The organism is Pricia antarctica, from assembly GCF_900101815.1.
Classification (GTDB): domain Bacteria; phylum Bacteroidota; class Bacteroidia; order Flavobacteriales; family Flavobacteriaceae; genus Pricia; species Pricia antarctica.
In genome coordinates this window covers 26,024-48,478 of the sequence record NZ_FNAO01000005.1, presented here as the reverse complement: position 1 = coordinate 48,478, position 22,455 = coordinate 26,024, and the positions used below count along the sequence as shown (strand labels likewise).

General features: G+C 42.8%; 19 protein-coding genes. 2 read left to right on the top strand and 17 right to left on the bottom strand.

The window, feature by feature from the left end; translation table 11 throughout:
• Positions 1-295 precede the first annotated feature (295 nt).
• Complete coding sequence (locus tag BLT07_RS21565; RefSeq protein ID WP_262503244.1) at positions 296-652, top strand: phosphoribosyltransferase family protein; 357 nt, start codon at positions 296-298, stop codon at positions 650-652.
• A gap of 4 nt (positions 653-656) precedes the next feature.
• Positions 657-935 (top strand): phosphoribosyltransferase family protein, encoded by a 279-nt coding sequence (locus BLT07_RS21560; RefSeq protein ID WP_262503243.1) that lies wholly within the window; start codon positions 657-659, stop codon positions 933-935.
• Here BLT07_RS21560 and BLT07_RS10110 read toward each other — a convergent pair.
• The 17 genes from BLT07_RS10110 to BLT07_RS10030 all read right to left on the bottom strand — a co-directional run bounded on the left by BLT07_RS10110 (position 932) and on the right by BLT07_RS10030 (position 22,441).
• Positions 932-1,591 (bottom strand): BON domain-containing protein, encoded by a 660-nt coding sequence (locus tag BLT07_RS10110; protein ID WP_091868337.1) that lies wholly within the window; start codon positions 1,589-1,591, stop codon positions 932-934. The genes BLT07_RS21560 and BLT07_RS10110 overlap by 4 nt on opposite strands.
• A 288-nt stretch (positions 1,592-1,879) precedes the next feature.
• On the bottom strand, positions 1,880-2,068 hold the full coding sequence (locus BLT07_RS10105) for an SHOCT domain-containing protein (protein WP_317040757.1): 189 nt from the start codon (positions 2,066-2,068) through the stop codon (positions 1,880-1,882).
• A gap of 111 nt (positions 2,069-2,179) precedes the next feature.
• Positions 2,180-2,638, bottom strand: a complete 459-nt coding sequence (locus tag BLT07_RS10100; protein ID WP_091868335.1) for a hypothetical protein — start codon at positions 2,636-2,638, stop codon at positions 2,180-2,182.
• 578 nt (positions 2,639-3,216) lie between these two features.
• Positions 3,217-4,701 carry a sulfatase-like hydrolase/transferase gene (locus BLT07_RS10095; protein ID WP_245726501.1) on the bottom strand — a complete coding sequence of 495 codons (1,485 nt, stop codon included), beginning with the start codon at positions 4,699-4,701 and terminating at the stop codon, positions 3,217-3,219.
• Between the two features lie 53 nt (positions 4,702-4,754).
• Positions 4,755-6,422: a sulfatase gene (locus BLT07_RS10090; protein WP_091868331.1), complete on the bottom strand. Its 1,668-nt coding sequence runs from the start codon at positions 6,420-6,422 to the stop codon at positions 4,755-4,757.
• 41 nt (positions 6,423-6,463) lie between these two features.
• Entirely contained in the window at positions 6,464-7,894 is a 1,431-nt protein-coding gene (locus BLT07_RS10085; RefSeq protein WP_091868329.1) for a family 16 glycosylhydrolase, read from the bottom strand.
• Positions 7,891-9,468, bottom strand: a complete 1,578-nt coding sequence (locus BLT07_RS10080; protein WP_091868328.1) for an MFS transporter — start codon at positions 9,466-9,468, stop codon at positions 7,891-7,893. The genes BLT07_RS10085 and BLT07_RS10080 overlap by 4 nt, the downstream gene beginning before the upstream one ends.
• A gap of 48 nt (positions 9,469-9,516) precedes the next feature.
• Positions 9,517-11,487, bottom strand: a complete 1,971-nt coding sequence (locus tag BLT07_RS10075) for a glycoside hydrolase family 127 protein (protein WP_091868326.1) — start codon at positions 11,485-11,487, stop codon at positions 9,517-9,519.
• Between the two features lie 12 nt (positions 11,488-11,499).
• On the bottom strand, positions 11,500-12,933 hold the full coding sequence (locus tag BLT07_RS10070; protein WP_091868324.1) for a sulfatase: 1,434 nt from the start codon (positions 12,931-12,933) through the stop codon (positions 11,500-11,502).
• Positions 12,934-13,086: 153 nt separating this feature from the next.
• Positions 13,087-15,183 carry a hypothetical protein gene (locus tag BLT07_RS10065; protein ID WP_091868322.1) on the bottom strand — a complete coding sequence of 699 codons (2,097 nt, stop codon included), beginning with the start codon at positions 15,181-15,183 and terminating at the stop codon, positions 13,087-13,089.
• A 98-nt stretch (positions 15,184-15,281) separates the two neighbouring features.
• Positions 15,282-15,923 carry a bifunctional 4-hydroxy-2-oxoglutarate aldolase/2-dehydro-3-deoxy-phosphogluconate aldolase gene (locus tag BLT07_RS10060; protein ID WP_091868320.1) on the bottom strand — a complete coding sequence of 214 codons (642 nt, stop codon included), beginning with the start codon at positions 15,921-15,923 and terminating at the stop codon, positions 15,282-15,284.
• Positions 15,916-16,866 carry a 2-dehydro-3-deoxygalactonokinase gene (locus tag BLT07_RS10055; RefSeq protein ID WP_091868318.1) on the bottom strand — a complete coding sequence of 317 codons (951 nt, stop codon included), beginning with the start codon at positions 16,864-16,866 and terminating at the stop codon, positions 15,916-15,918. The genes BLT07_RS10060 and BLT07_RS10055 overlap by 8 nt, the downstream gene beginning before the upstream one ends.
• Positions 16,863-18,317, bottom strand: coding sequence for an aldehyde dehydrogenase family protein (locus BLT07_RS10050; protein ID WP_091868316.1), 1,455 nt, complete (start codon positions 18,315-18,317; stop codon positions 16,863-16,865). The genes BLT07_RS10055 and BLT07_RS10050 overlap by 4 nt, the downstream gene beginning before the upstream one ends.
• On the bottom strand, positions 18,289-19,458 hold the full coding sequence (locus BLT07_RS10045; RefSeq protein ID WP_091868312.1) for a mandelate racemase/muconate lactonizing enzyme family protein: 1,170 nt from the start codon (positions 19,456-19,458) through the stop codon (positions 18,289-18,291). The genes BLT07_RS10050 and BLT07_RS10045 overlap by 29 nt, the downstream gene beginning before the upstream one ends.
• Positions 19,459-19,622: 164 nt before the next feature.
• Positions 19,623-20,924 (bottom strand): GntP family permease, encoded by a 1,302-nt coding sequence (locus tag BLT07_RS10040; RefSeq protein ID WP_091868310.1) that lies wholly within the window; start codon positions 20,922-20,924, stop codon positions 19,623-19,625.
• A 255-nt stretch (positions 20,925-21,179) separates the two neighbouring features.
• A complete protein-coding gene (locus BLT07_RS10035; protein WP_245726500.1) occupies positions 21,180-21,998 on the bottom strand; it encodes an AraC family transcriptional regulator in 819 nt (272 codons plus the stop codon).
• Between the two features lie 104 nt (positions 21,999-22,102).
• Positions 22,103-22,441 carry an enolase-like domain-containing protein gene (locus BLT07_RS10030; RefSeq protein WP_175455305.1) on the bottom strand — a complete coding sequence of 113 codons (339 nt, stop codon included), beginning with the start codon at positions 22,439-22,441 and terminating at the stop codon, positions 22,103-22,105.
• Positions 22,442-22,455 lie beyond the last annotated feature (14 nt).

The following is a 22,455-nucleotide window of genomic DNA, read 5'->3' as shown; positions in this document are numbered from 1 at the left end:
CCGTTCTAGACTTGCAATTAAAAAAACGATTATGAATCGCTGACCATCAAAAAGGATTGATACCATTTGCCCATGCCAATCCTGCATAATGTAAAAGTACCTACACTTTTGCTAGTCGGGGGCGATGATGCTGTTGTTGTTGAACTCAACAGGAAAGCATATATCCAACTAGGGAGTAGAAAAGAAATGAAAATCATTAAAGGTGCCACCCATTTATTTTCGGAACCTGGAAAGTTGGAAGAAATTGCCAGGTTATCGACGGATTGGTTTAACGGGTCATTAAATAAAAACAAAAATGAAACTCAAAGATAGAAATGAAGCCGGTAAGTTGCTTGCCCTTAAACTGGCAAAATATAAAAATGCCAAAGGCATAGTTTTGGCCGTTCCAAGAGGGGGTGTTCCTTTGGGATACATTGTATCAAAGGCACTAAAATTACCCCTAGAAATTATACTTTCCAAAAAAATAGGACATCCTATACACCAAGAATTTGCTATCGGAGCGGCAACTCTAAAAAGCCGCATTTTAAGTGATGCCGCTAGGGAGGTCTCTTCTGCATATATTGATAAAGAAACCATCAGAATCAGGCAATTGTTGCAAAAAAGGTATCGGGAATATTATGGGGGGGCGCAAGCCAACCCCACTCAAGGATAAAATCTTGATCGTTATCGATGACGGCATTGCAACGGGCAATACCATATTGTCTACAATACAGATGCTTTCAGACGAGAAGCCTAAAAAAATTGTGGTGGCGGTACCCGTTGCGCCTCCAATTGCTATACAAAAATTACAGGATTCTCCCTTTATTGATGAAATAGTTTGTCTGCTGACGCGGGCAAATTTCCAGGCCGTAGGTCAATTTTATGAGAATTTTGAACAGGTGGATGATAGGGAAGTCAAACGACTATTAAAGACAATGGAAGTGATAGTCCCTTAGGAATTAAATGCTACCTTAAGTTCATTTCTAATCTTGGTCACTCCAGTGGCGCGAAAAACAGCTCTCTGGGCATCCTCTTTTTCAGCTATGGAATGAACAGTGCCAGATAATTTTACTGTACTTCCTTCAGTGTCGACCTCGATGTTTTGGGCATCAATATCGGCAGCGCGATGAAAGGCTTCGATAATCCTGTTTTTTATATCGGAGGGCACTACTTTTTGTTCAATATCGATGTTATTCATTACTCCTTTTACGCCCATCATTTTTTCTACCACCCGTTTTGCGCCATCCTTTTGATAGGCCCATTCGACTTCACCCGATAGTTCTACCCAGCCATCCCGAACGGTAATGGCAATCTTTTCATAGGGTATTACGGTGTTCCATGCAAAACGACGCACAATTGCTTTCGCGACCTCTTTATCCGTTTCTTTGAACGCATCGCCATATTTGACTTCAATATCCCCAGCCATGGCTTTTACCCCTTTGACTCGTTTGACGGCTCTTTCGGCGGCTACCTTTTTGTAAAAATCATCTACAAAGCCAGTAAGCGTGACCACACCATTTTCGACAATGACCCCAATTTGGGTCTCATCGATTCTGGGTTCCCATGCTAGTTCCGCTAGTACATCAGTTTTTAGTTTTTGATCTGTTTTCATTCTTCTTAATTACTTTTTCCGATCCATTCTTGAATATTTGCCAGTCCTTTTTAACGGTGGTCTCAATACCTTCTCTCGTTTGCTTGGCAGAATTACCCAAATCTTTACTGGTCTCTTTCAGCGCATTGTACCTCTGAAATTTTTGTTGGACGCGAACCTAAGGAGGGGAAAGGGTTTATACACCAAGCATGGTCCGTGGCTGCAGTTATTCGTCTGTATACGAATTATGAACTCTTTGATTTTGACAAAGATTAGGCCATTTTTATCTTTACTAATATCCTGTGTTTTTCATCTATCAGAATTTAAGGTTTTCCTGGCTTCTTCATATTCGTCCTTTGAAATTTCGCCCCGGGCATATCGCTTTTTTAATATGTCTAATGGACTATCCTTTTGTGATTTTTGAAAGGGGATATTATAGGGTAAGATGAAAATCCAAACTAATAGTATTAGCCAAACAATCCACCAGATATAGTGCATTCCGCCGAAATGACCATCATAACCATGCATAATTCCTAATTTTTTTGGCAATAGCGTGGGGTAGGCTCCTAGTATCCATACTATTTTATAGTATACCTCGGTCACTATTGCTTACATCTTCATCTTGTTTTTACTCATCATTTTCATGCAAGACTGCATGCAGTCATTACTCATCATACCATTTTGATGCATCATTTGCATCATTTTGCCCATATTTGTACTATCGGCCATCATTTGATGCATCATGGAACGCATCATATTTTTATTTCCCATCATTTGCTCACGCATGTTTTTCATCATGATAGTGTCTTTCATCATCATCGGCATTCCTTCCCCGTGCATCATACTACGCATCATCTTGCGGTTGCCCTGCATCATTTTCATAGCATTTTCATTAGATTGCATTTCTCCCATGAATGCAGTCATATAATCCTTGTTGTCTTCTATAGCCTTAAAAATTGCATTTCTTGTTTCTTCATTTTGAAGTAAAGCGTTTACGTCGGGTTTTTGAGTACATCCATTTAAGATTGACAAACATGCTACTAAAAATACCATTCCTAGTTTTTTCATCTTCAAATACGTTAAGTTAAAATGTCCATTAAAAGTAGGTGATGATGAAGTCGCTTAAAATGACTTGGATCAGTTTCAATAAAATTTTTGATCTTGATTTCAGCTTGAACTCTTCTATCCTGTGCAGGCTGTCATTTCGCCAAAAGATTTTTAGGGATGTAGAATACTTGGGTCAATTCTAAACTTCGGAATTAACTTCTAGCATATCAGTATTTCCCTTAGGAGCAATAGTAAAGTCAATTAAATAGTATTGTGGTTTTTTACTTGATTAAATACAAAACATGTATTTGTAAAGGGAAGTGTTCCAGTACTTTCCTTTTTTGTTTTGACAATCTTGAATTCAATCTTCAAGAGATTCTTTACAAAAGAAACATAGAAAGCGGGTCATGTATTTATCAATTTTACCTTTCGATATCATTATTTTAACCAATTTTGAGTTTAATTTACCTTTTTGAGGTAATAGGATGGGCAATGAGAGAAGCTTTCTAGTTTTATAATGCGGTTTAATGACCGTTATAGGATGAAAGACCTAAGACCTGCCCAAAGGCGACAGGCAGGCGTATGCAAAATTCTTATAATTATTTTTTAGTTGATGGAAGTGGTGGAAGAACTAATTTATCAATTTCAAAGGTCTCATCGTAGCGTGGCATACCGCCGTTTTTCCAGAGTTCCTGGTCTTTCAATGAGTAAAACCATAAGGGTCGAACAAAGCTTTTGGTCCATTCTTCTGTTTCGGTAACCATTTTTTTAAGTCGTTCGGGATACTTCCCGCTCAAATTTTTCTTTTCGCCGAGATCCTTCGTGATGTTATATAGTCCCCATGGTTCATTGGCCATTCGTGTTATTTTCCAATCGCCTTGTCTTCCGCCGACATCATTATAACCTTCACGGTACCGCAAGGCATAGATCATACGATCTTTCAGCAAATCTTTGCCAGCTATCAAATCACCCATGATATCCTTGCCGTCCAGTATTTTGCCCTTGGGAGTGATTGTTTCTGCAAGATGAACGAAAGTGGGATAAAGATCAAGTGATGACACAGGAACATCGAACCGTTGTCCAGCCGATAACTTGTTAGGCCAATGAAAGAACATAGGCACCCGAAAACCACCTTCCCACGTATCACCTTTTGTCCCTTTTAGCGGATAATTGTCGGCTCCTTGATCGAAGTTTCCCCCATTATCGCTCAGGAAGACAATCAACGTATTATCGAATTGATCGGTATCCTTTAGCGTCTTTATGATTTCTCCTATTCCCCGGTCAACTGCATAAACCATAGCGGCATAGGTTCTTCTATCGGTATCCTTGATGTCGGCAAACTTTTGGAGGTCTTCGGCTTTTGCCTGTAGCGGGACATGCGGAGCATTGAAGGCCAAATAAATAAAGAAGGGTTTCTTTTCTACAGATGCGGATTTAATATTCCGGATAGCTTCCCTAGAAAAAGCATCGGTTAGGTATTCCGTTTCCTGAACAGGTTTGCCGTTGTGCTCCAGGGGATGCAAATAATCCCGAATTTCCTTGTTCCCTACCTTAAGTTGCTGTTGGTACTCTTCCCGATATTTTTCAGGGAAATAGTCGTGTCCCCCTCCGAGGAAACCATAAAAATCATCAAAGCCTCTCTGGTTGGGATGGTATTTGGGAGCTGCACCTACGTGCCACTTACCTATGGCACTCGTATAATACCCGGCCTCCTGTAGCACCTTGGCCATATAGGTTTCATCCAAGGGAACGCCCATATTATCCTTGTCTTCTTCGCTGCTATTGTGGAACAGGTTATAAGCTGTACCAATTGCTTGCGGATAACGTCCTGTCAATAATGCGGCCCGGCTTGGCCCACAGAAAGGATGGGCTACATAAGCCGAGGTGAAAATTGTCCCGCTATAGGCCAACTTGTCAATCTCTGGGGTCATAATATCTTTAGAACCGTTAAAGCCCACATCGGCATAGCCCAAATCGTCGCATAGAACGAACAGAATATTGGGGCGGGTTTCTTGTGCCCTGCTAAAAATGGTCAGGAGAAGTACGGCCGGGTAAAGAAGCATTCTTATTTTGAAGGGAATCATGATATTCATGGTTTTATGATGTATCGAAATTTTATTTATTAAAAGATACGGCCTTAATTTACTTGGGATAAGGGAGCAAGATTCCCCTTCCATCCTTTGTCGAATTGCTCCAAGAGTTTCGCAACAAGTTCGGGGTTTTCCTCCGCAATGTTTTCCGTTTCCGATGGATCGTTTTTATGGTCGTACAGTTCAAAAAAGATAGGTTTTGCCTGTGGGTCGGTATAATCTTTCCAGACGATAAAACGATAACTGTCCGTTCGCATGGAATAGCCCATAAGACGGTTTTCGAACAGGTCGCGATCCCATTTATCGCCTTGCTGTTTTTTTATGCGTTCTTCAACTTCCTCGATTAAAGGTCCGAAGGAAGTTTCGCGCATGCCTTTGGAAAGGGGATTGGCTGCCCATTCCCGTAATGCTGGAGTAGGAAACTGGCTAAAAACCGCCTTTTTCCATTCTTGGTCGGGGTCTGAGAGTAGGGGAGCGAAACTTTGTCCTTCGAGGTGTGCGGGCAGTGAAAGTCCGGCCAATTCACTTAAGGTTGGGTACATATCAACTAACTCGACCAGTGCATCCGTAGTTTTTCCTCGCATTTCCTTGGGCATGTCGGGAGTTGAAATAATCAAGGGAACCCTAGTGGCGATTTCGTAATTGGTCGCCTTGCCCCAAATACCCATATCGCCAAGGTGCCAACCGTGATCGCTCCACAGTATAATGATTGTATTGTCGCGAACCCCGGCTTCGTCCAAAGCGGCCAACATACGGCCAATTTGCGCGTCAGCATAACTGACGCAGGCCAAATAGGCATGTTTTAGGTCACGGGCCAGTTCTTTATCGATAGGACCTTTTTTGGGAATGTTCGCTCTGGCCCTCAATTCAAAGGAAGCATGCAGGCCCATGGCGGCACCATCTTTCGGGCCGTTTTCCTGTACGGCCAGTTTAATATTGTCTTCCTCATAGAGATCCCAGTATTTTTTTGGGGCTATCCAATCCAGATGCGGTTTTTTCATGCCCATCCCCAAAAAAAAGGGTTTATTCGGATTTTTTTCAAGCATATCCTTTAAGGTTGCGATCGCCAGATCGGTATTATGGCCATCTTCATAAGCGTTATCTGGAAAATCAGCAAACTCAAAAGCCGGGCCTTTTCCCAAGCCGTTTTGCAATGCATTTTCACCATACTTGGCCACCATGGCCGCACTGTTATCCTTTTGCATTTTCTGATTTTCGGGCAACTTAAACCCACCTGGTGTACTTGGTATCTGGGTTACACCAGTTGTATCCGCCTTTCTGCTCCAGGAAAGTTCACCATCACCAAACGCGCTGTTATGGTATATTTTACCGGTATATACGGTTTCATAGCCATTGGCCCAAAAGTGCTGGGGAAGGGTTACGATATCGGGATTTTTATCGCGAAAATAGGTGAAGTTCTCGATTACCTGAATAGTCTCGGGCCGTGCCCCGGTCATTAAGCTGGCCCTTGACGGACTGCAAATGGACTGTTGGCAATAGGCATTTTTGAATAACAGGCCATCAGCGGCAAGGCCATCGATATTGGGGGTGATGGCGATATCGGAACCATAGACGCCCAACTCGGGCCGAAGGTCGTCAATGGCAAGGAAGAGGATGTTGGGTTTTTTAGGATGTTCCTTTTGGACAGGTTCGGTTTTTGGCTTGCAACCGAATACAGAAATAGAAAAACAGAACAGAATAAATAGATGTCTCATAATAATACTTTCTAATGGGTTGAAGTAATCTCTCGTTTGCTTTATTTTTTAACAGGCCTAATGGCAATATCATCAATAAAAAATCGTGATGCTTTTTTTTCGGGTATGTCTTCCTTTCTCAGCTCGATTTTTAATTGGTCTATGGAACTTGAAGCGGACGATTTCGTGATTTTTTGCTCGATCGTTACCCATTTACGTCGTTCCAATCCTGTCAAATCAATAGGGATTTCCATTTTTGGATTTTCAAAAGACAGGTTTAATTTCGTGACAGCCCTTCCTTGGTCAAGCCAAACTTTCAAAGATAGCATATAGTCTCCCTTGGGGATGTTTACGGCCCCTTCTGGAGATAGGGCAACTACCTTATCGATTTCCAATTTTTCGTTTTTACCGAAACCGGCAAATTCAAGGCTATTTACCCCTGAAGCGTAATCGCCTTCAACAATGGAAAAATATTTCGCGGAAAGACTATCGATTTCCCAAAACTTCTGATAATCGTTCGGAACAGAGCTTTCGGGAACCATTTTCAGGGGCCGTGGATTTTCCTCGAATAAAATGGGTCCTTCGAAACCATAAAATTGCCGGGCCAACAAATTGTCCGTTGGTTTTTGCCAAACGCGCAGATATTCTATTTCAAAATCTACCGGTAGTTCTTCCTTATGGGGCATTCCCAACCAAAAGAAAATCTCGGAATCGAGCCAAATCTCCATGGGATTGTTGAGTACCCAATCGAGGCCGACATCGTCTTGCGTAAAATGGTGTATCAGCTTACCATCTATGTATAGGCTTAGATAATCCTCGCCCCAATCGGCACCATACACATGAAATTCGTCGGCCACACGGTAGGGTAGTTTTTCTACGTGCTGAAATACATTGGTAGGTCTTTCAGCCGGAGGGCTCCAATCATGGGCCGTAGACAATGAGCTTTTTTCATTGATTTTCTCGCCTTTTTTGGGGTTTCCCATTTGTTCATATACATCGAGCTCTTGTTCGTAGCCGATACCCCAAAAGGCACCGGTAATGGCTGCATTGCCCACTTTAGATTTTACTTCCATATAGCCGTTCAGAAACCGTTTTTTGGTAATGACGCCAGCAGTGGTCACCGGCATTGGCTTTTCTTTGTATTCCCCATATTTAGACGTGCCCATAGCACCATCGGTATAGGTGTCTTGAAGGAATTTATATTTAGGTTCCCAATTGGTTCTGAGTTTAAGCTTGCCGTCTTTTACACGTACGTTATGGGGAACAAATTGTGAAGGGGCCCGGCCTTGCCAGATGTAATAATCACCATTTTCCCCTTCAATAAACCATTTTTTTGAATCTAACTCCTTTCCCTCGAATTCATCGCTGACCTCTTCGTTCAAAACCCATCCGCCCTTATTTTCAGGGTCTGAAGCGGGATAGAATTTATCCGACTGACCCATACTGTTTTGGGTCAAAAAGAGTGTTATAACGCAAATTAAAATATGCTTCATGATAACTTTTTTTTAGGTGCTAAGACTAATTGAACTTCCTCTATGGTCAAGTTCTTGGTTTCTTTTAAATAGAAATAGAGAATGACCAAGCCTATGACCACTGTGATGGCGTAGAACAACAAAGTAGCACTTATGCCCATCGTCGCCAATTGCCAAGGGAAAAACTTCTGTACCAAATAACTAACGGTACTCGTTACCAATACGAAAAAGGGAATAGCGATCCCCCGATTTGAAATGGGAAATATCTCAGAAAACAGCACCCACATTACAGGGCCCACGGAAAAATGGAACGCCGCAATAAAACTCAAGATTCCAATTAAAATCAGAAGTCCGTTTATATTTGCAGCTTTTTGAAGCAGAAGTCCCGAATAGTCACGAGCATCGTTTTCACCGATGGTTTCTATTAGGGCTGTTTTAAAGGTAATATCACTTTCATACGAATTATCGACCAAGGTATTCAAGCGTTCCGAATTCGGAATTTCTGTCATTTCGGAAACCGCCTTTTTCGATATAGAATAGTTGGCGGTCTTAAATCCGTAGTAGCAAATACCTAAACTTAAAACTATCCAGACCATGCCCCAAATAATCATGGGCCTACGGCCGATTCTATCAACCAAAAGCAAACCTAGAACGGTAAAAACAATACTTACCAAACCTATGTAAATTGCTTGTGCAAAGGCGGCATCGGTACCTATACCCAATTGTTCGAAAATCGTAGGGGCATAAAACAATATAGCATTGATTCCGGTCGCCTGTTGCGCAATTGCGATGGTCATCGCAATTATCAGGGTCACGCGCATTGGTTTGCTGAAAATCTCTTTTAATTGTGCCAACATTGAACGGTCTTGATCGACGCTTTCAAGACTATGCTTCATTTCAGCGATTTGACCCGATACTTCGTTTTCCGGAATGACCTTTCGCAATGTGGCTTCCGCTTCTTCCGTTCTTCCCATAAAAACCAACCAAGCAGGACTCCTAGGAATGAAAAACAGTAAAATCAACCATATTAGGGCAAAAAGTACTTCTGTAGCCAACATCCATCGCCAAGTATACTCGTTGATACCGAGAGTCTCTACCCAAGAAGCCTGTGAATCTGCCAACCCTAGAATAAGGTAATTTATAAAATAGGCAGCAGACAGGCCGACCACGATATTGATCTGTGTCATCGACACCAGTTTGCCTCGCCATTTGGGCGGTGCGATTTCCCCAATGTACATAGAGGCCATTGAAATGGAGCTAAATGCCAACCCACCTAAAAAGCGGGCGGCAATCAAGGTCCAATATGACGGTGCAATGGCGGAGCAAATTGCGGAGACAAGATAAAAAGCCGCCGCTATGATCAATGCGGTTTTTCGGCCGAACTTGTTACAGGCATACCCCACGAAGAGTAACGCCAGTAAAACACCCATTGCGGGGGCACCCACCACCGAGCCCAATTCCAATTCGTTCAATGAAAAATCTCGAGTAATGAATTTTGTTGTACCGGATATAAGGGCGGCATCCAAACCAAAAACGAAACCACCCATGGCCACAATAGTCGCGTAAGTAAATGCATTTTTTTTGTGTGAATTCATGTGGTTTTATTTTTTGTAGGTGTATTCAAAAGAGTATTGCTTGTCGTTTTAATCCCAAATTATGGGCATAAAAACGGTCATTTCGCCTTGCCCTCGGTTGCTCCATGTGTAATAGGGTATTAATTGGGTGGCGAAGGTTTCTAATTTAGGTTTTCTTACTTCGTTGTACATGCTCTCTAATTTGTCTTTACGGATGAGCAAATCAGTTTCTATAGTGGTCACTCCACCGAATAATTCCGGTTTATGAACAGGTTTCAATTCTTTGGCACTTGAAATATAGGCATCAGTTATATTGGTTCCTTCCGGAAGGTCGGCCGATTCCAAAGTATATACAACAGGGCCTCTTTTGACTGCCACTTGATTGCGTACCTCTTCGATTCTCGGATGTCCTTCAATGAATTTAACTTCCATGGGCATCTCCAACGATATAACATCCCCGGCGGACCAATTGCGTTCGATTTTGGCAAAACTTCCGGCCACTACATTTTCAGCTGCTTGGCCATTGACTTTCAATAAACTTCCTTTCGCCCAAGCGGGAATTCGCAATAGCAGTTCAAAAGAATCTGCTTTACATTCTTCTATGGTTATTTGCACGGCACCATCCCATGGATAATTGCTCTTTTGGGATAGTTTGATCGTAGAACCATCCAGTAATGTGGTCTCTAATTTATTGCCGCCATAGAGATTCACTGCGATTCCGTTCTCGGTTTTGCTATACGCCCAAGCTGGGGATTTCGCAATGGTGCGAACCAAGTTTGGCGGACAACAAAAACAGTATAGATATGGTTGTCGTTCGGGGAATTCTACATTCATCTTATCGTAATCCAAGGCCCCATCGATTTTCCGTAAGGGATTGGAATAGTAATAGTCTTTTCCTTCGATGCCAATGCCTGAGATTCCGCTATTGTGTAGTACCAATTCCATAATATCGCCATGCCTTGATTCCCCGGTAAGTGTCAACATCCTATAATTGAACATGGCATTACAAATGTTCGCGCAAGTTTCATTATAGGCCGTCATATTGGGCATCATGTACGCATCAATAAAACCTTCCTCAATTTTATCCAAACGGGACGACCTTCCATAGTGGGTTTGACCAACAGCTCCGGTAACGTACATTTTTTTATGGGTCAGGTTGTTCCAGAGTCGGTCAAGGGCATCTATGAGTGCTTTCTCACCGGTTTCTGCATATACATCGGCGGCACCGGCATAGTAATAAAGTGCGAGCACGGCATGCCCAACGGCTTCCGTTTCTTCACGTAATGGAACCCGTTCTTGCACCATATCGCCAATGGGGTAACCTTCGGTGGTAACATCGTCAACTATATCAAAAGTGCCCCGAAGATCGATGAACTGTTCCGCCAATTCCAAATAGCGTTTATCATGTACGGTACGGTACAATTCTACCAAGCCCATGATCTGTGTTTGGTTGAAACCAAAACGTTTTAACATGTCCGTAATCGGAACAAAAAGTTGATATAAATAATCGGCATGTTTGACGGCAATATCCAAAAAATCGGTCTTGCCCGTCACCCGATAATGAATACAAGCGCTGGTCAATAAATGTCCACTATTGTACAATTCATGATACCTTCTGTTCGAAAACGGTTTGATACTTTCATCAATAATTGAGGGTGTTGACATGTAGCCATTGGTGCGCTGCGCTTTTGATATAATCGCAATAATTTCATCTAAATCGTTAAGGATCTTCTCATCTTTGTTGATGGCGTAGATGTACATGCTGGCTTCCATCCATTTGTAAAAGTCACCGTCGTGCCACCATTCGCCTTGGTGTTTTCCTTCTTTTAAACCTGCGGCGATCTTAAAATTATTCAAGCCATGACCGATATCCCCTTTTAGCAAATTGCCCATATAAGGCACCATCACCTTTTCTGCCTGTTTCCATTTATCGGCCCAAAAACCTTCGGTCCATTGGCAATCGCCCAAATCGATGCTTTTCAATTTTACATGCGGACTATTGGTAGTATTGATGATGCCGCGTGCATTGTTCTTGATCATAGGTATGCTATTTTAATCTTTGGATGTATTCTTTGGGCTATTTGGGTGCCAATAGGCATCCATACGCTCAATATCTTCTTTTTCGTATAGCTTTTTCAGCAGCCATCGCGGCCGTTCGAGCGTAGTTTCCCAAGCAAAAAGTTCTTTGTACATTTCTCGATATCGCTCAGGTTCGGAAGCCGACAAGTCGTTCAGTTCCTCTTCATCATCCGGAATATAGAAAAGTACTGCCGGACGGTCAGGAAAACGGATGATTTTCCAATCGTCCTTTCGCATGGAAGCCCGTGCATCGCGTTTCCAAAAGAGGGTTTCATGCGGGCGTTCTTTGTTTGCTTCAGTGATATACGGCAGCAAATCGACGCCATCTACATTGTTCAAGGTTTGGGGGTTTCCGCCCGCGGCAGCAAAAAATGTGGGCAAAAGATCAAAGGTGCTGATCGGAAAATTATAGGTGGTGCCTGGTTTCAGTTTTCCGGGCCATTTCATAATGAAAGGTACCCGAAGGCCCCCTTCCAAATAATTTGATTTTATACCGCTCAGAGGCAAGTTGTCGGAAGCATTTTTGTCGGAAGGACCACCGTTGTCATTGGTGAAAACCACGATTGTATTTTCCTCGATACCCAATTCCTTTAGTTTGTCCAATATCTTTCCTGCTGCCCGATCCAGGGCCAGGGTCATGGCCGCCACTATTTTACGATTTCCGGTCAGATTTGGAAACTTTTCCAGATCTTCGGGTTTGGCATCCATGGGAGTGTGCACCGCATTAAAGGATAGAAAGGCAAAGAACGGTTTTTTGGCTTCTGCATTTTGCTCCAAAAATATAACTGCCTCATCGGCCAGCGCATCGGTCAGATACTCTTTTGGCTCCTCAAAATTACCAAAACCACGCTCCATTTTGTTCATGGCATCATTCGGTTCTTCGGGATACTCAAAATAGCTTCGCGCCCCGCCGCGAAATCCGTAAAATTCATCAAAACCGCGTTTGGTGGGATGAAAACGATCCGCTCCGCCCAAGTGCCATTTGCCAAAGATGGCCGTGGTATACCCTTGCTTTTTAAGCTCATCTCCCATGGTAACCTCCTCTATAGGGAGCCCCATTTCTGCACCATCGACCGCCGATACCGCACTCATAAACCCGGGCACGTTGTTTTCTTCATAGCCGAATCGATATTGTGATTTTCCGGTAATGAGTCCCGCCCTTGAAGGGCCGCAGGTCGGATGGGTGACATAGGCCTGTTTAAATAGCACCCCTTGTTCAGACAATTTATCCAAATTGGGGGTCTTCATTACCGTACTGCCTTGAAATCCAAAATCGGCATAGCCGGCATCATCGGCGAATAGTAATATGATATTGGGTTTCGACTGGTTCGGCTCGGTACGTTTTTCTTGGGCGTGGCCATCAAAATGAAGACAAATAGCGAATAATAGTAGGATGAGCTTGTTCATATTAAACTATTTATAAGATCAAAAATATTCTAATTTCCCTGGGTGTTATTTGTAAAATTTATCCAGTTCTAGACTTAATTTACCCCATAACTGTAGATTAAACTCAGAATGGGATAAAATATGACAAATTAAATGTATTGATTATGTATACCCTTAATTCATGCTAAGGCTTACTTCAAAATGCCCACTTTTAACACTTCTATCTTTCATGGTAATACGGTAGCCATATCCCGGGATAGCGGTGCCGCCCTCTATTTTCTGCGTTACCGGACCTAAATTTGCCACTACTTCTGTGCCGCTTGAGAATCGGCTGCGTTGTATCTTAAAATCGGGACTTAGGTATTCATGGCTTTTCAATTCTGCAAAGAATGTTTCCTCGTGCACGGGACTCACCAGGTCCCTGGCCATCTTGATTATAGGTGCCATGCCCTCGAATTCATAGGGAGCGAAGAAAATGGTCGTTCCTCTACCAAAAAGCATACTTCGTAAGGCCTTGATCCTAAAATCGCCATTGGCCGTAACCTCGTTGTCAGGGTCTTGGATTTTTCCAAAATTCGCAATGGCTTCGTGGTACACCAAATTGAACAGGGGGGCAGGGTGCGAAAGTTCAGAAAGTGGATAACCCTCAATATACGTCATGCCCTCGAACATGTCGAAATATGGAATCCATTGCTCTTGGCCGTGTTCTGTGCCGTTGACCAAATTAAAGCTGTCGATGTATTTGGCCAATTCGATTCTGCCCTGTTTCCCATTTTCGCGGTATGCAGCAAAAGTGATGTCGGTAATGTCGGCTTCAAGACCGAGATAGGATATTTCTTTTCCAATGTTCTTTTCTGCCAAACCCTTTTGGAATTTAGGATCTACACGTGCCCAACGGCTTCCGGTATTCATTAGTTTGCCTTCGTCATCCCTTTGCATAAGGTCTTCTGTAAAATCAGGATCATTTTCGAGCATGGGCGAATAGGCATGGTATGAGGAGTAGAGATACCCGTACGATTTGGCCAAATCAACTGCCGCTTTCAGTTTTTCCGGTCCGCCCATGGCCTCGGTGATCGGCCAGTTGTGGGGAACGAAATTCGAAAAAGTGCCCCAAGCATGTATAAAGGCCTTGTCAACTTTCAGGTCGTCGTGAATGGTTTGGATACTATTTTTTAGTTCATCAAAATTAAACGCCATTCCAGGCATGTTTACATAGTGGGGATATCCGCCATAAATACCGAAGTAAATAGCTCCGGGTAGTTTATTGACATTCGGGTTTCTTTTTAGCTTTTCCTTAAGCGATACAAAATGCCCACGTTTGATAGCTTCTTTTTTATATTCCTTGGCCATATCGACATAATCGCCGCCAGGAATAAAATGGTAACTGATCTGTAATTTAGAATCGTCACCATCCAGTTTCCATACCGGATCTAAAAAAGCGACTCGTTGATAGGGTGACATCTTTCCTTGCTCGTTGAACAGATACTGCCCATTGTTATTGATGTTGTAGAACATTTCTGGGCGTGAGGCCTCGTCAACGATTCCCATAACCGCCGATTTTTTGTTGTACGTGCCCCACCAGGGCATGGTCAAGCCGGTACCGTTATTAAATAATGCTAGTGACCCAATCGACTTGTTATTATATGTGGCATCGTCCCATTTACAAAAGCGTCCTCCGTTCATGGGGAAGATGTAAGACGGACAAATAATGCCCTGTTTCTGGGGAATGACCGCCGCTCCCATGTCCTCGTCGGTCTTTAGGCTGAACTGTCTTGCAGGATAACGTAAATCTGAAAGTTTGTAATTTCCTGGTTGATGGTCGGTAATCTGAACATCCAACTTTGCGATGTTTGGATCAAGCCGCAATTCGGAAGCTACGACCACGCCCGATGCCACCGATCCATCTTCAAAGACGGGGTCTATGAACTTTATCGATATGGTATTTCCGTTTTTTTGTAGGACTTCGATTTTCTTGCTTTTAGACAGGTTAACGGTCTGTTTTTCGCCCTGGGTATCGGCAATGGTAAGTAGGCCGGCCGCATTTTCCCAAGGGTCGGAGTTCCATATTTGTCCAGACTTTTTTTCGGAAACCGTAAAACATCCACTTTTTTCGTCGATTGTGACTTTGAGAGTATCGTTTTCCAAAATTATCGGTTCAACAGGTGATTTTTCCAAATAATCATCCATTCTTGCAAAACCGTTAAGGGTGGTGAGGGAAAAAATGAACACTATTAAACCTGTAATCCGGATTTTTCTTCTCTTGTTTTTCATTTTTGATTCTCTTTAGGTACAATTTAGTAGGCTCGTTTGGAAGCTTTTTTCTAGGGAGACAACTAAATAATAGCGTATTATTTAAAATTACTTGATTGCTATATAAAAGCTTTTATTTCATTTTTTATTTTTAGGAAGTGCTTACCGAGGGCTTCGTAATTTTTGTCACTGATCAATTTCTTATTAAAAAGAGAACTGCCCATTCCTGCCCCGATTACTCCGGCCTCAAAAAATGATTTGATGTTTTCTTGGGAAACTCCACCGGTCGGCAACAACTTTATTTTGTTCAGCGGAGCGGACACATCTTTAATGAACTGAACTCCAAGCTGCGTCGCGGGAAATATTTTTACTGCCGAGGCGCCCAAAGACCAAGCTTTGTATATTTCGGTAGGGGAGTAGCCTCCCGGAAAAATGGGGATATTATTTTTTACGCAATGTTTAATTACCTCTTCATCGATAATGGGGGTAACGATAAATTGGACGCCTGAATCCAAAGCCGTTGTGAGGTCTTGTATGGTGCAAACCGTACCCGCTCCCACGTTCAATTCGGGAAAAATTTTTGCCAAGGTGGCAATCGTTTGGGTTACCTTTGGGGAATTCATGGTGATTTCAAGCGTGAAAAATCCGCTGCTCAAATAGGTGGGAACGATTTCTAAAACTTGTTCGGTCGAAAGGCCCCTTAAAATTCCTACTATAGGGTTTTGATGGAATTTCTCCCAGGAAAATAGTTGGTCAGGCATAGGTTTCTAATATTTTTCGTTGTCCGTTTAATAATGCGTTTTCTAATATTTCCGATTCGAAACATACCAAGCGCTTCTTAGGCAAAAAAGATTCCAATGCCAATTTATACAGTTCGTTGTTTGCACCCGTGGCGGCCAGATAGACAGTTTCACTTCTTTCTTTTAGGTCGGCCAACTCTGCACCTATCAATAACCCCGACAAAAAATAATAGTTCTGGAATTCAGAACGGTTATGAATCAAACTATTTGCACGAATGGAGAACAAAGAGGCCATTTGATGGTTCGCAATCCCTTTTTTGGCGCCTTCCAAGAACACTTCTTGAAAAGAGGAATCCCATTCGGTTGGATGCAACGAAGTCGCCAAAATACTATTCTTGCTTAGAATTTCAAAAAGCTCGCCGGTCATATAGGTGGTGAAACCTTCAAAACGCCGATCAGCAAAATATATATGTTTGCTGTGTGTGCCTGGTAATATTAGTATGCCCCGACTATGTTGCCCAAGTTGATCTGAAATGCCAACGGCCTGAACTTCTTCCCCACGCATAACATCGGCATCTGTTCTCACTCCCGACACAAGGATCATTTTAAGCTTTTCATCAAGTTGTATCGATTCACTTTTCAGTTCAGCCCCGGTAAAGGTGATGGGCATAGTAGCATAGGGCAGTTCTATCATTCCAATGGACGACGAAAGCATACCCGAGGCGAGGACAATGGTGTCCTGGTCCTTGGCGAAATCGAGTTTATCGATCTGCTCTTTTAAGTATGATGCAAAAAAATGGTCTTGTTCCAACCGGTGCTGCGCTTTGAATTCCTGAAAGCGTTTTTTGATTCCCATATCGGTCTTTACGTCCGAAAGCACCTGCAATGAACCAGTATCGACCAAGCGGAGCCTAAAATTGGAAGTGCCCCAATCACAACTTATAAAATGAGAGGGAGTGCTCATGCCGGGCTCAATGTTTTGGTTACTCTTTTTGTGACCAGATAATCGTCAAGTGCATATGTGGAGCAATCGAACCCGATCCCACTGTTTTTTACGCCACCGTGTGGAAGGTAAATATCATATTTTACCCCGTTTAATTGAACCTCACCAAACTCCAAATTCTCGGCGAAGAAGTTCAACGTGTCCTCATTTTTGGAGAATACATATGAGGCCAATCCGGCATTGGTATTATTGGCCAGACCGATAACTTCTTTTATTGTTTTAAAGGAAGAAATCAAGGCAACGGGGCCGAATATTTCGTGCTGAAGAATTTCCGCATTGTTATTGTTCAATCGAATGGCCGTAGGCTCAAAATAATAACCGGGTCCGTCGATAGGTTTCCCCCCATAAATCAACTTTCCACCTTGCTTCACGGCTTCCTTAACGATTCCGTGTACCTTGGTGACCGATGCGGCATTGGCAAGAGGACCCATATCGGGTTTGTTTTCACGACCGAAGCCGATTTTGGCGTTCTCAAACTTTTCTTTCATACCTGCCATGAACCGATCAATAACCGATTCGTGAATAAAAAAGCGGTTCGGAGCCACACAAATCTGTCCGGAATTTCCGATTTTTAAGGCTGCGCCTATGTTTACGGCAAGCTCCATATCGGCATCCTCACAAACGATGAAAGGTGCGTTGCCACCACACTCCATACTATACCGCTTTATGGAAGTTCGTGCACTTTGGGCAATGAGCTTTTGCGCGGTTTCGGTAGAACCGATCATGGTGATCAATCTCGGAATTGTACTCTCGCAAAGCGGAATACCCACTTCATGAAGGTCTCCGCACAACACCGTGACGACGCCTTTCGGAAAATTTATTTCCGCACAAAGCTCCCCGATGATATAGGCCGAAAGCGGCGAAAATTCGGAAGGTTTAATAATGATGCATGAGCCTGCGGCCAATGCGGGTCCCAATTTAAAGCCTAGATTCAACAAGGGAAAGTTGTAAGCTAAGAAAGCGACTGCCACCCCGAGAGGTTGCGAAACCATAAGATGTTCATGCGTACCTTCTTTATCTTCTATCGGAATGTCGTTTCTTTTCTGTATCTCCTCGGAATAATATTGCAACGAATTGGTTATACTGGTGAGGTCTTCTTCAGAGCCTTCCCAAGTTTTGCCCATTTCGTACATGATGCTTTCACGGAGCAAGTCGCTATTCTTGATAATCTTATTTCTAAGTTTATCTATCCAGTCTAAACGTTCGTGCAATGGTAGTTTTGACCAATGCTGAAACCCTTTTTGTGCGGATTGCAATGCCCTTTCGGTATCGTCATTACTCGCCCACGCAATGGTTGCCGTTGGTAATTCGTCGGCCGGACAGATGACCTCAAAGGTTTTTCCGTTTGAGGCTTCAACCAATTCTCCGTCGATATATAATTTCTTATGCCCGAATTTTAAAGGTGCTTTCATCAGTGTGTGTTTCTTTGTCCAAATATTTTTCTAATGCATCGATATCTACTTCAACTCCTAATCCTGGTCCTGAAGGCACATGAAGCAGGCCTTTTTTAACTATAATTTCGCTTTTGGTAACTTCATCGCGTAATGCGTTCTCAGTGCGATCCAGTTCCATTGTAGGCAAGTCGTTATACATCCGTCCAGGATTCTTGTCAAGATTGCCCACAAAATGTACTGCGGCACTAATGGCAATCCAAGTGCCCCAGGTATGGGGTACCACATCTTTATTATAGGCCTGAGCCAAAGTGGCGATCCCTTTCGCTTCGGTGAGGCCACCTGCGGCGCAGATATCGGGCTGGGCGATGTCTACGCACTCGTTTTCCAATAGACGTTTGAAGCCGAATTTTAGGTATTCGCATTCGCCGCCGGCAATGGGTATGCTTGTATTCTCACGAAGCCTTCGATATCCATCGTAATCTTCGGGTGAAACAGGTTCTTCGAACCACGAGATGTCATATTTTTCGACCTTCCGTGCAAGTTCTATGGCTTCCCTATAGCTATAGGCATGGTTGGAATCTATCATCAACCGCATGTCGGGGCCGATTGCCTTACGTATCGCGGCGACATATTTTATATCTTTATCAATGCCGAGACCTACCTTCATTTTAGTGGCCTTAAACCCTTGCGATTTGTAGAGCAATGCTTCCTCGACCAACAGTTCTTCGAGGTTGTCGACACGTGTAAAATACAGGCCGGTGGCATAAGGGGCAATAATTGGGTTTTTAATTCCGCCGAGCAATACCGAAACTGGCTGGTCGAGCAATTTTCCTTTTATGTCCCAAAGTGCCACATCAATGGCACTAATAGCAGCCTGAAACGAACCGCTACGAGCATAATCCAACGAGCGGCGGTACATTTCCTGCCATAGCACTTCATGTCCGAGGGCATCCTTACCCAGTAAAAAAGGCGTAAAAAATTCGATTCCCGCCTTGATAACACCAGCAGGACCATAGCCTTCACCCCAACCGTAGGTGCCATCGTCTAGCGTTATCTTTACGATACAAATTTTTCTGGTATCGTATTGCCATTGCGAGAAATAGAAGGGGGTATCTAGCTTATGGACAATTACATAAGGTTCAATTTTCGCTATTTTCATGTACTGAATTTTTTGGTTTTAAGGTTTGGCGAGTTGGGTTCGATTTGTTATTAAAAGGATGCGATGCATATCTTACAAAGGAAAGCGAATTTGGCTTGTTCTACCCAATACATTTTACCTTAGGCTTGCATTATTTTAACCCTTTTGAAATCGAAAGGGATATTTTAAGATCCAATAAAAAAGTAGATGAGAATTAGAACGAGACCACTGGACAGGGCCGTAATTGCGGAAAGCACGCTAAATGATTTGAGAAGCTTGCCTACCGGAAGATGGTGTACTTCTTTGAACAGCCAGAAAAAACTACTGTTAACATGAATTATGCCTAAAGATCCGGCACCGATAGCCGCAGCGGTGAATGCCGGGTCAAGGGTGCCGTTTGATACCAAGGGTGCTATAATCGATGAAGAGGTGATCAGGGACACGGTGATGGATCCGGTTACCGTTGTAAAAAGGAAACTAAGTAGAAACGGAATGACGATACCCATGGCCGCAAGATTACCGACATCTGAAAATAGGGAATTGACAATCTCAGTATCTTTGATAACTTGTCCGAAAGCACCACCAGTACCTGTAATTAGAATGACAATGGCACATTTCGCACCTGCCGACTGAAAATATCGGTTCAGGTCAGTAGAGAAATTTTTGGTACCGAGTAAGGGCAACGCAAATGCCACGCCTATCATCAAGGCCCAAACGGGATTCTTAATAAAACTGATTATAGGATTGTCTCCCGGGAATATAGTGCCGATCGACATTAGTAACAAAGGCACCAAAAGTGCCGCAAAGGGCAAAACCCTTTTGAATCCGGTTAATTTTTTCTTATCCGGAATTTCAGTTTCCGTTTCAGTAACCTCTGTGGTTCCCCAATTTTTTCTGTTCAGAAGAATCCAAAACAGGCCACCGGCAATTGCCGCTATGGCCACCAAAACGTTTAAAGGAATGATTTCACCGATATTGATTTCCAACAAGGCGGCCACGGCCAATGGACCTGGGGTTGGGGGTATCAGGGCATGCGCAACCGTCAAGCTCATTGCAAGGGAAAGACCCAAGACCAAAACTGAGTGCCCCGATTTTTTCGACAATACTAAAATAGTCGGTAGGAGGGTCAAATAAGCAACATCCATGAATACAGGAATACCGATTAAAAAGCCAATGACGGCCATGCTGAATGGTAAATATTTGGTTCCAAAAAGATTTATAATACTGTCCGCAATGACATCGGCACCACCTGTTTCCGCAAGAATTTCCCCAAGCAAGGTGCCGAAAAGAATGATCAGGCCTATCCATTTTAAAGTACCCCCGAATCCGCTTAAAAGGCTTTCCGTGACAGTATCAACCGATCCTCCGGTGGCAAGACCCAAAACAAGACCTGAAATAAGTAATGCCGGAATAGGATGCACCTTGAATACGGTAACTGCAACAATGAGCAGGATGATACAACCTAGTAAAATGAGAAGTCCGGTCATGGAAATAGGATATTATCTTGTCGCATCGTGCATAACTTGTGTTCTTCGACCCTTGAGCGTAATTTTCATGAACTGCGATAAATATAATGACTGAAGAAGCAATAATCTTCAAAACAATTCGGCGCAAATCTAATTGAAAAATAACAGGATTATTATATAGACATTACCAGTTCTCGGCACTATATTAACTATGTAATTTAATTGAGAAGAAACATAGTTGTATTAAAAAAGAAATGGTACTCAATAACAGGAAAGTTAATCCAATTCTACCTTTTTGTTATAAAGCTCCATGTATTCGGAAGGTGTAACATTCATAAGTGCCTTAAATTGGCGGTTGAAATTTGTAAGGGTATTAAAACCTGATTGATAACATACCGTAGCAATTTGCATATCGCCTTCGATCAATAGCTTGCAGGCATGTCTTATGCGAATTTCGTTGAGGTATTGTGTGAATGATTTGCGGGTGCGTTTTTTAAAGTAGCGACAGAAGGCATTGGGTGTCATATAGGCGATAGAGGAGACCTGTTCCAATTCGATTTTTTTATCGAAATTTTCGGTCAAATAAGAAATGACCCTTGCCATTCGGTCCTTTTCATTTTTATTGTAGGTAGTCGTAATCACTTCGGAACACAGGGACAAGTGGTTCTCACTTGCCGATAATATATCGAGAATCTTCAAGAGACCTGCAATGCGCGAAAGTCCTTGACTGCCCACCAAGCCTAAAATATGGTTGTGCACCAAATAGGTGACAGCTTTAGAAAATTTCAGGCCCCTGTTCGCTTGTTGAAATAGCAGTTGTAGTTTTTTGGCTTCTGGCAACTCCAAAAAATCTTTTCCCAAAAAGTTGCGTTCGAACTTGATTATGACAAGATCTACGGCCTCGTCTTCCAACTTATCCGCGTAATACTCGCGATGGTTTCTAAAAAGGTGGGGAACATCGCTTCCTATAATATAAAGTTCACCTGGACCGAAATTACCAATAGAGTTACCGACATATCGGGTGCCCGTACTTTTAATGAAATATATCAACTCCATTTCCTTGTGAAAATGCCAATCATGTTCTATACAAGGCATTCGATCTTGTCGTGCGAGAAACGAGTTTTCTGGTCTTTTTTCTGTTTGTTTATAGGTGAGTTTCATTGCCTTAAGGTTCTTACTATCCGTATAAAGATACATAATTACCCGAAACCAAGACGATTATTGGATTTATAGGTTAGTATAATGTAGGTGCTGGGGATGACAATGGTGATTTTGGAGCCTACTTCTTTTCTTAAGTCGGTCACCCAATCGACGATAATGGCAATGGATTTCCGTGGGTCAAAAAGTTCCTTGTCATCTTTGGTCTCAAATTCTGCGGGAGCTAAACGGAGCATTTTCCATCCTTCCTTTATACAGATTTTTGAATACTCTAACAGCTCTTCCTTGGTACGAAAACGAACAGAAGCAAAGCATTCAACGAAATCGCGCTGCTTTCCTCCCAACAATTCACAGACCGGAACGCCCAAGGCTTTTCCCATGATATCGTATAAGG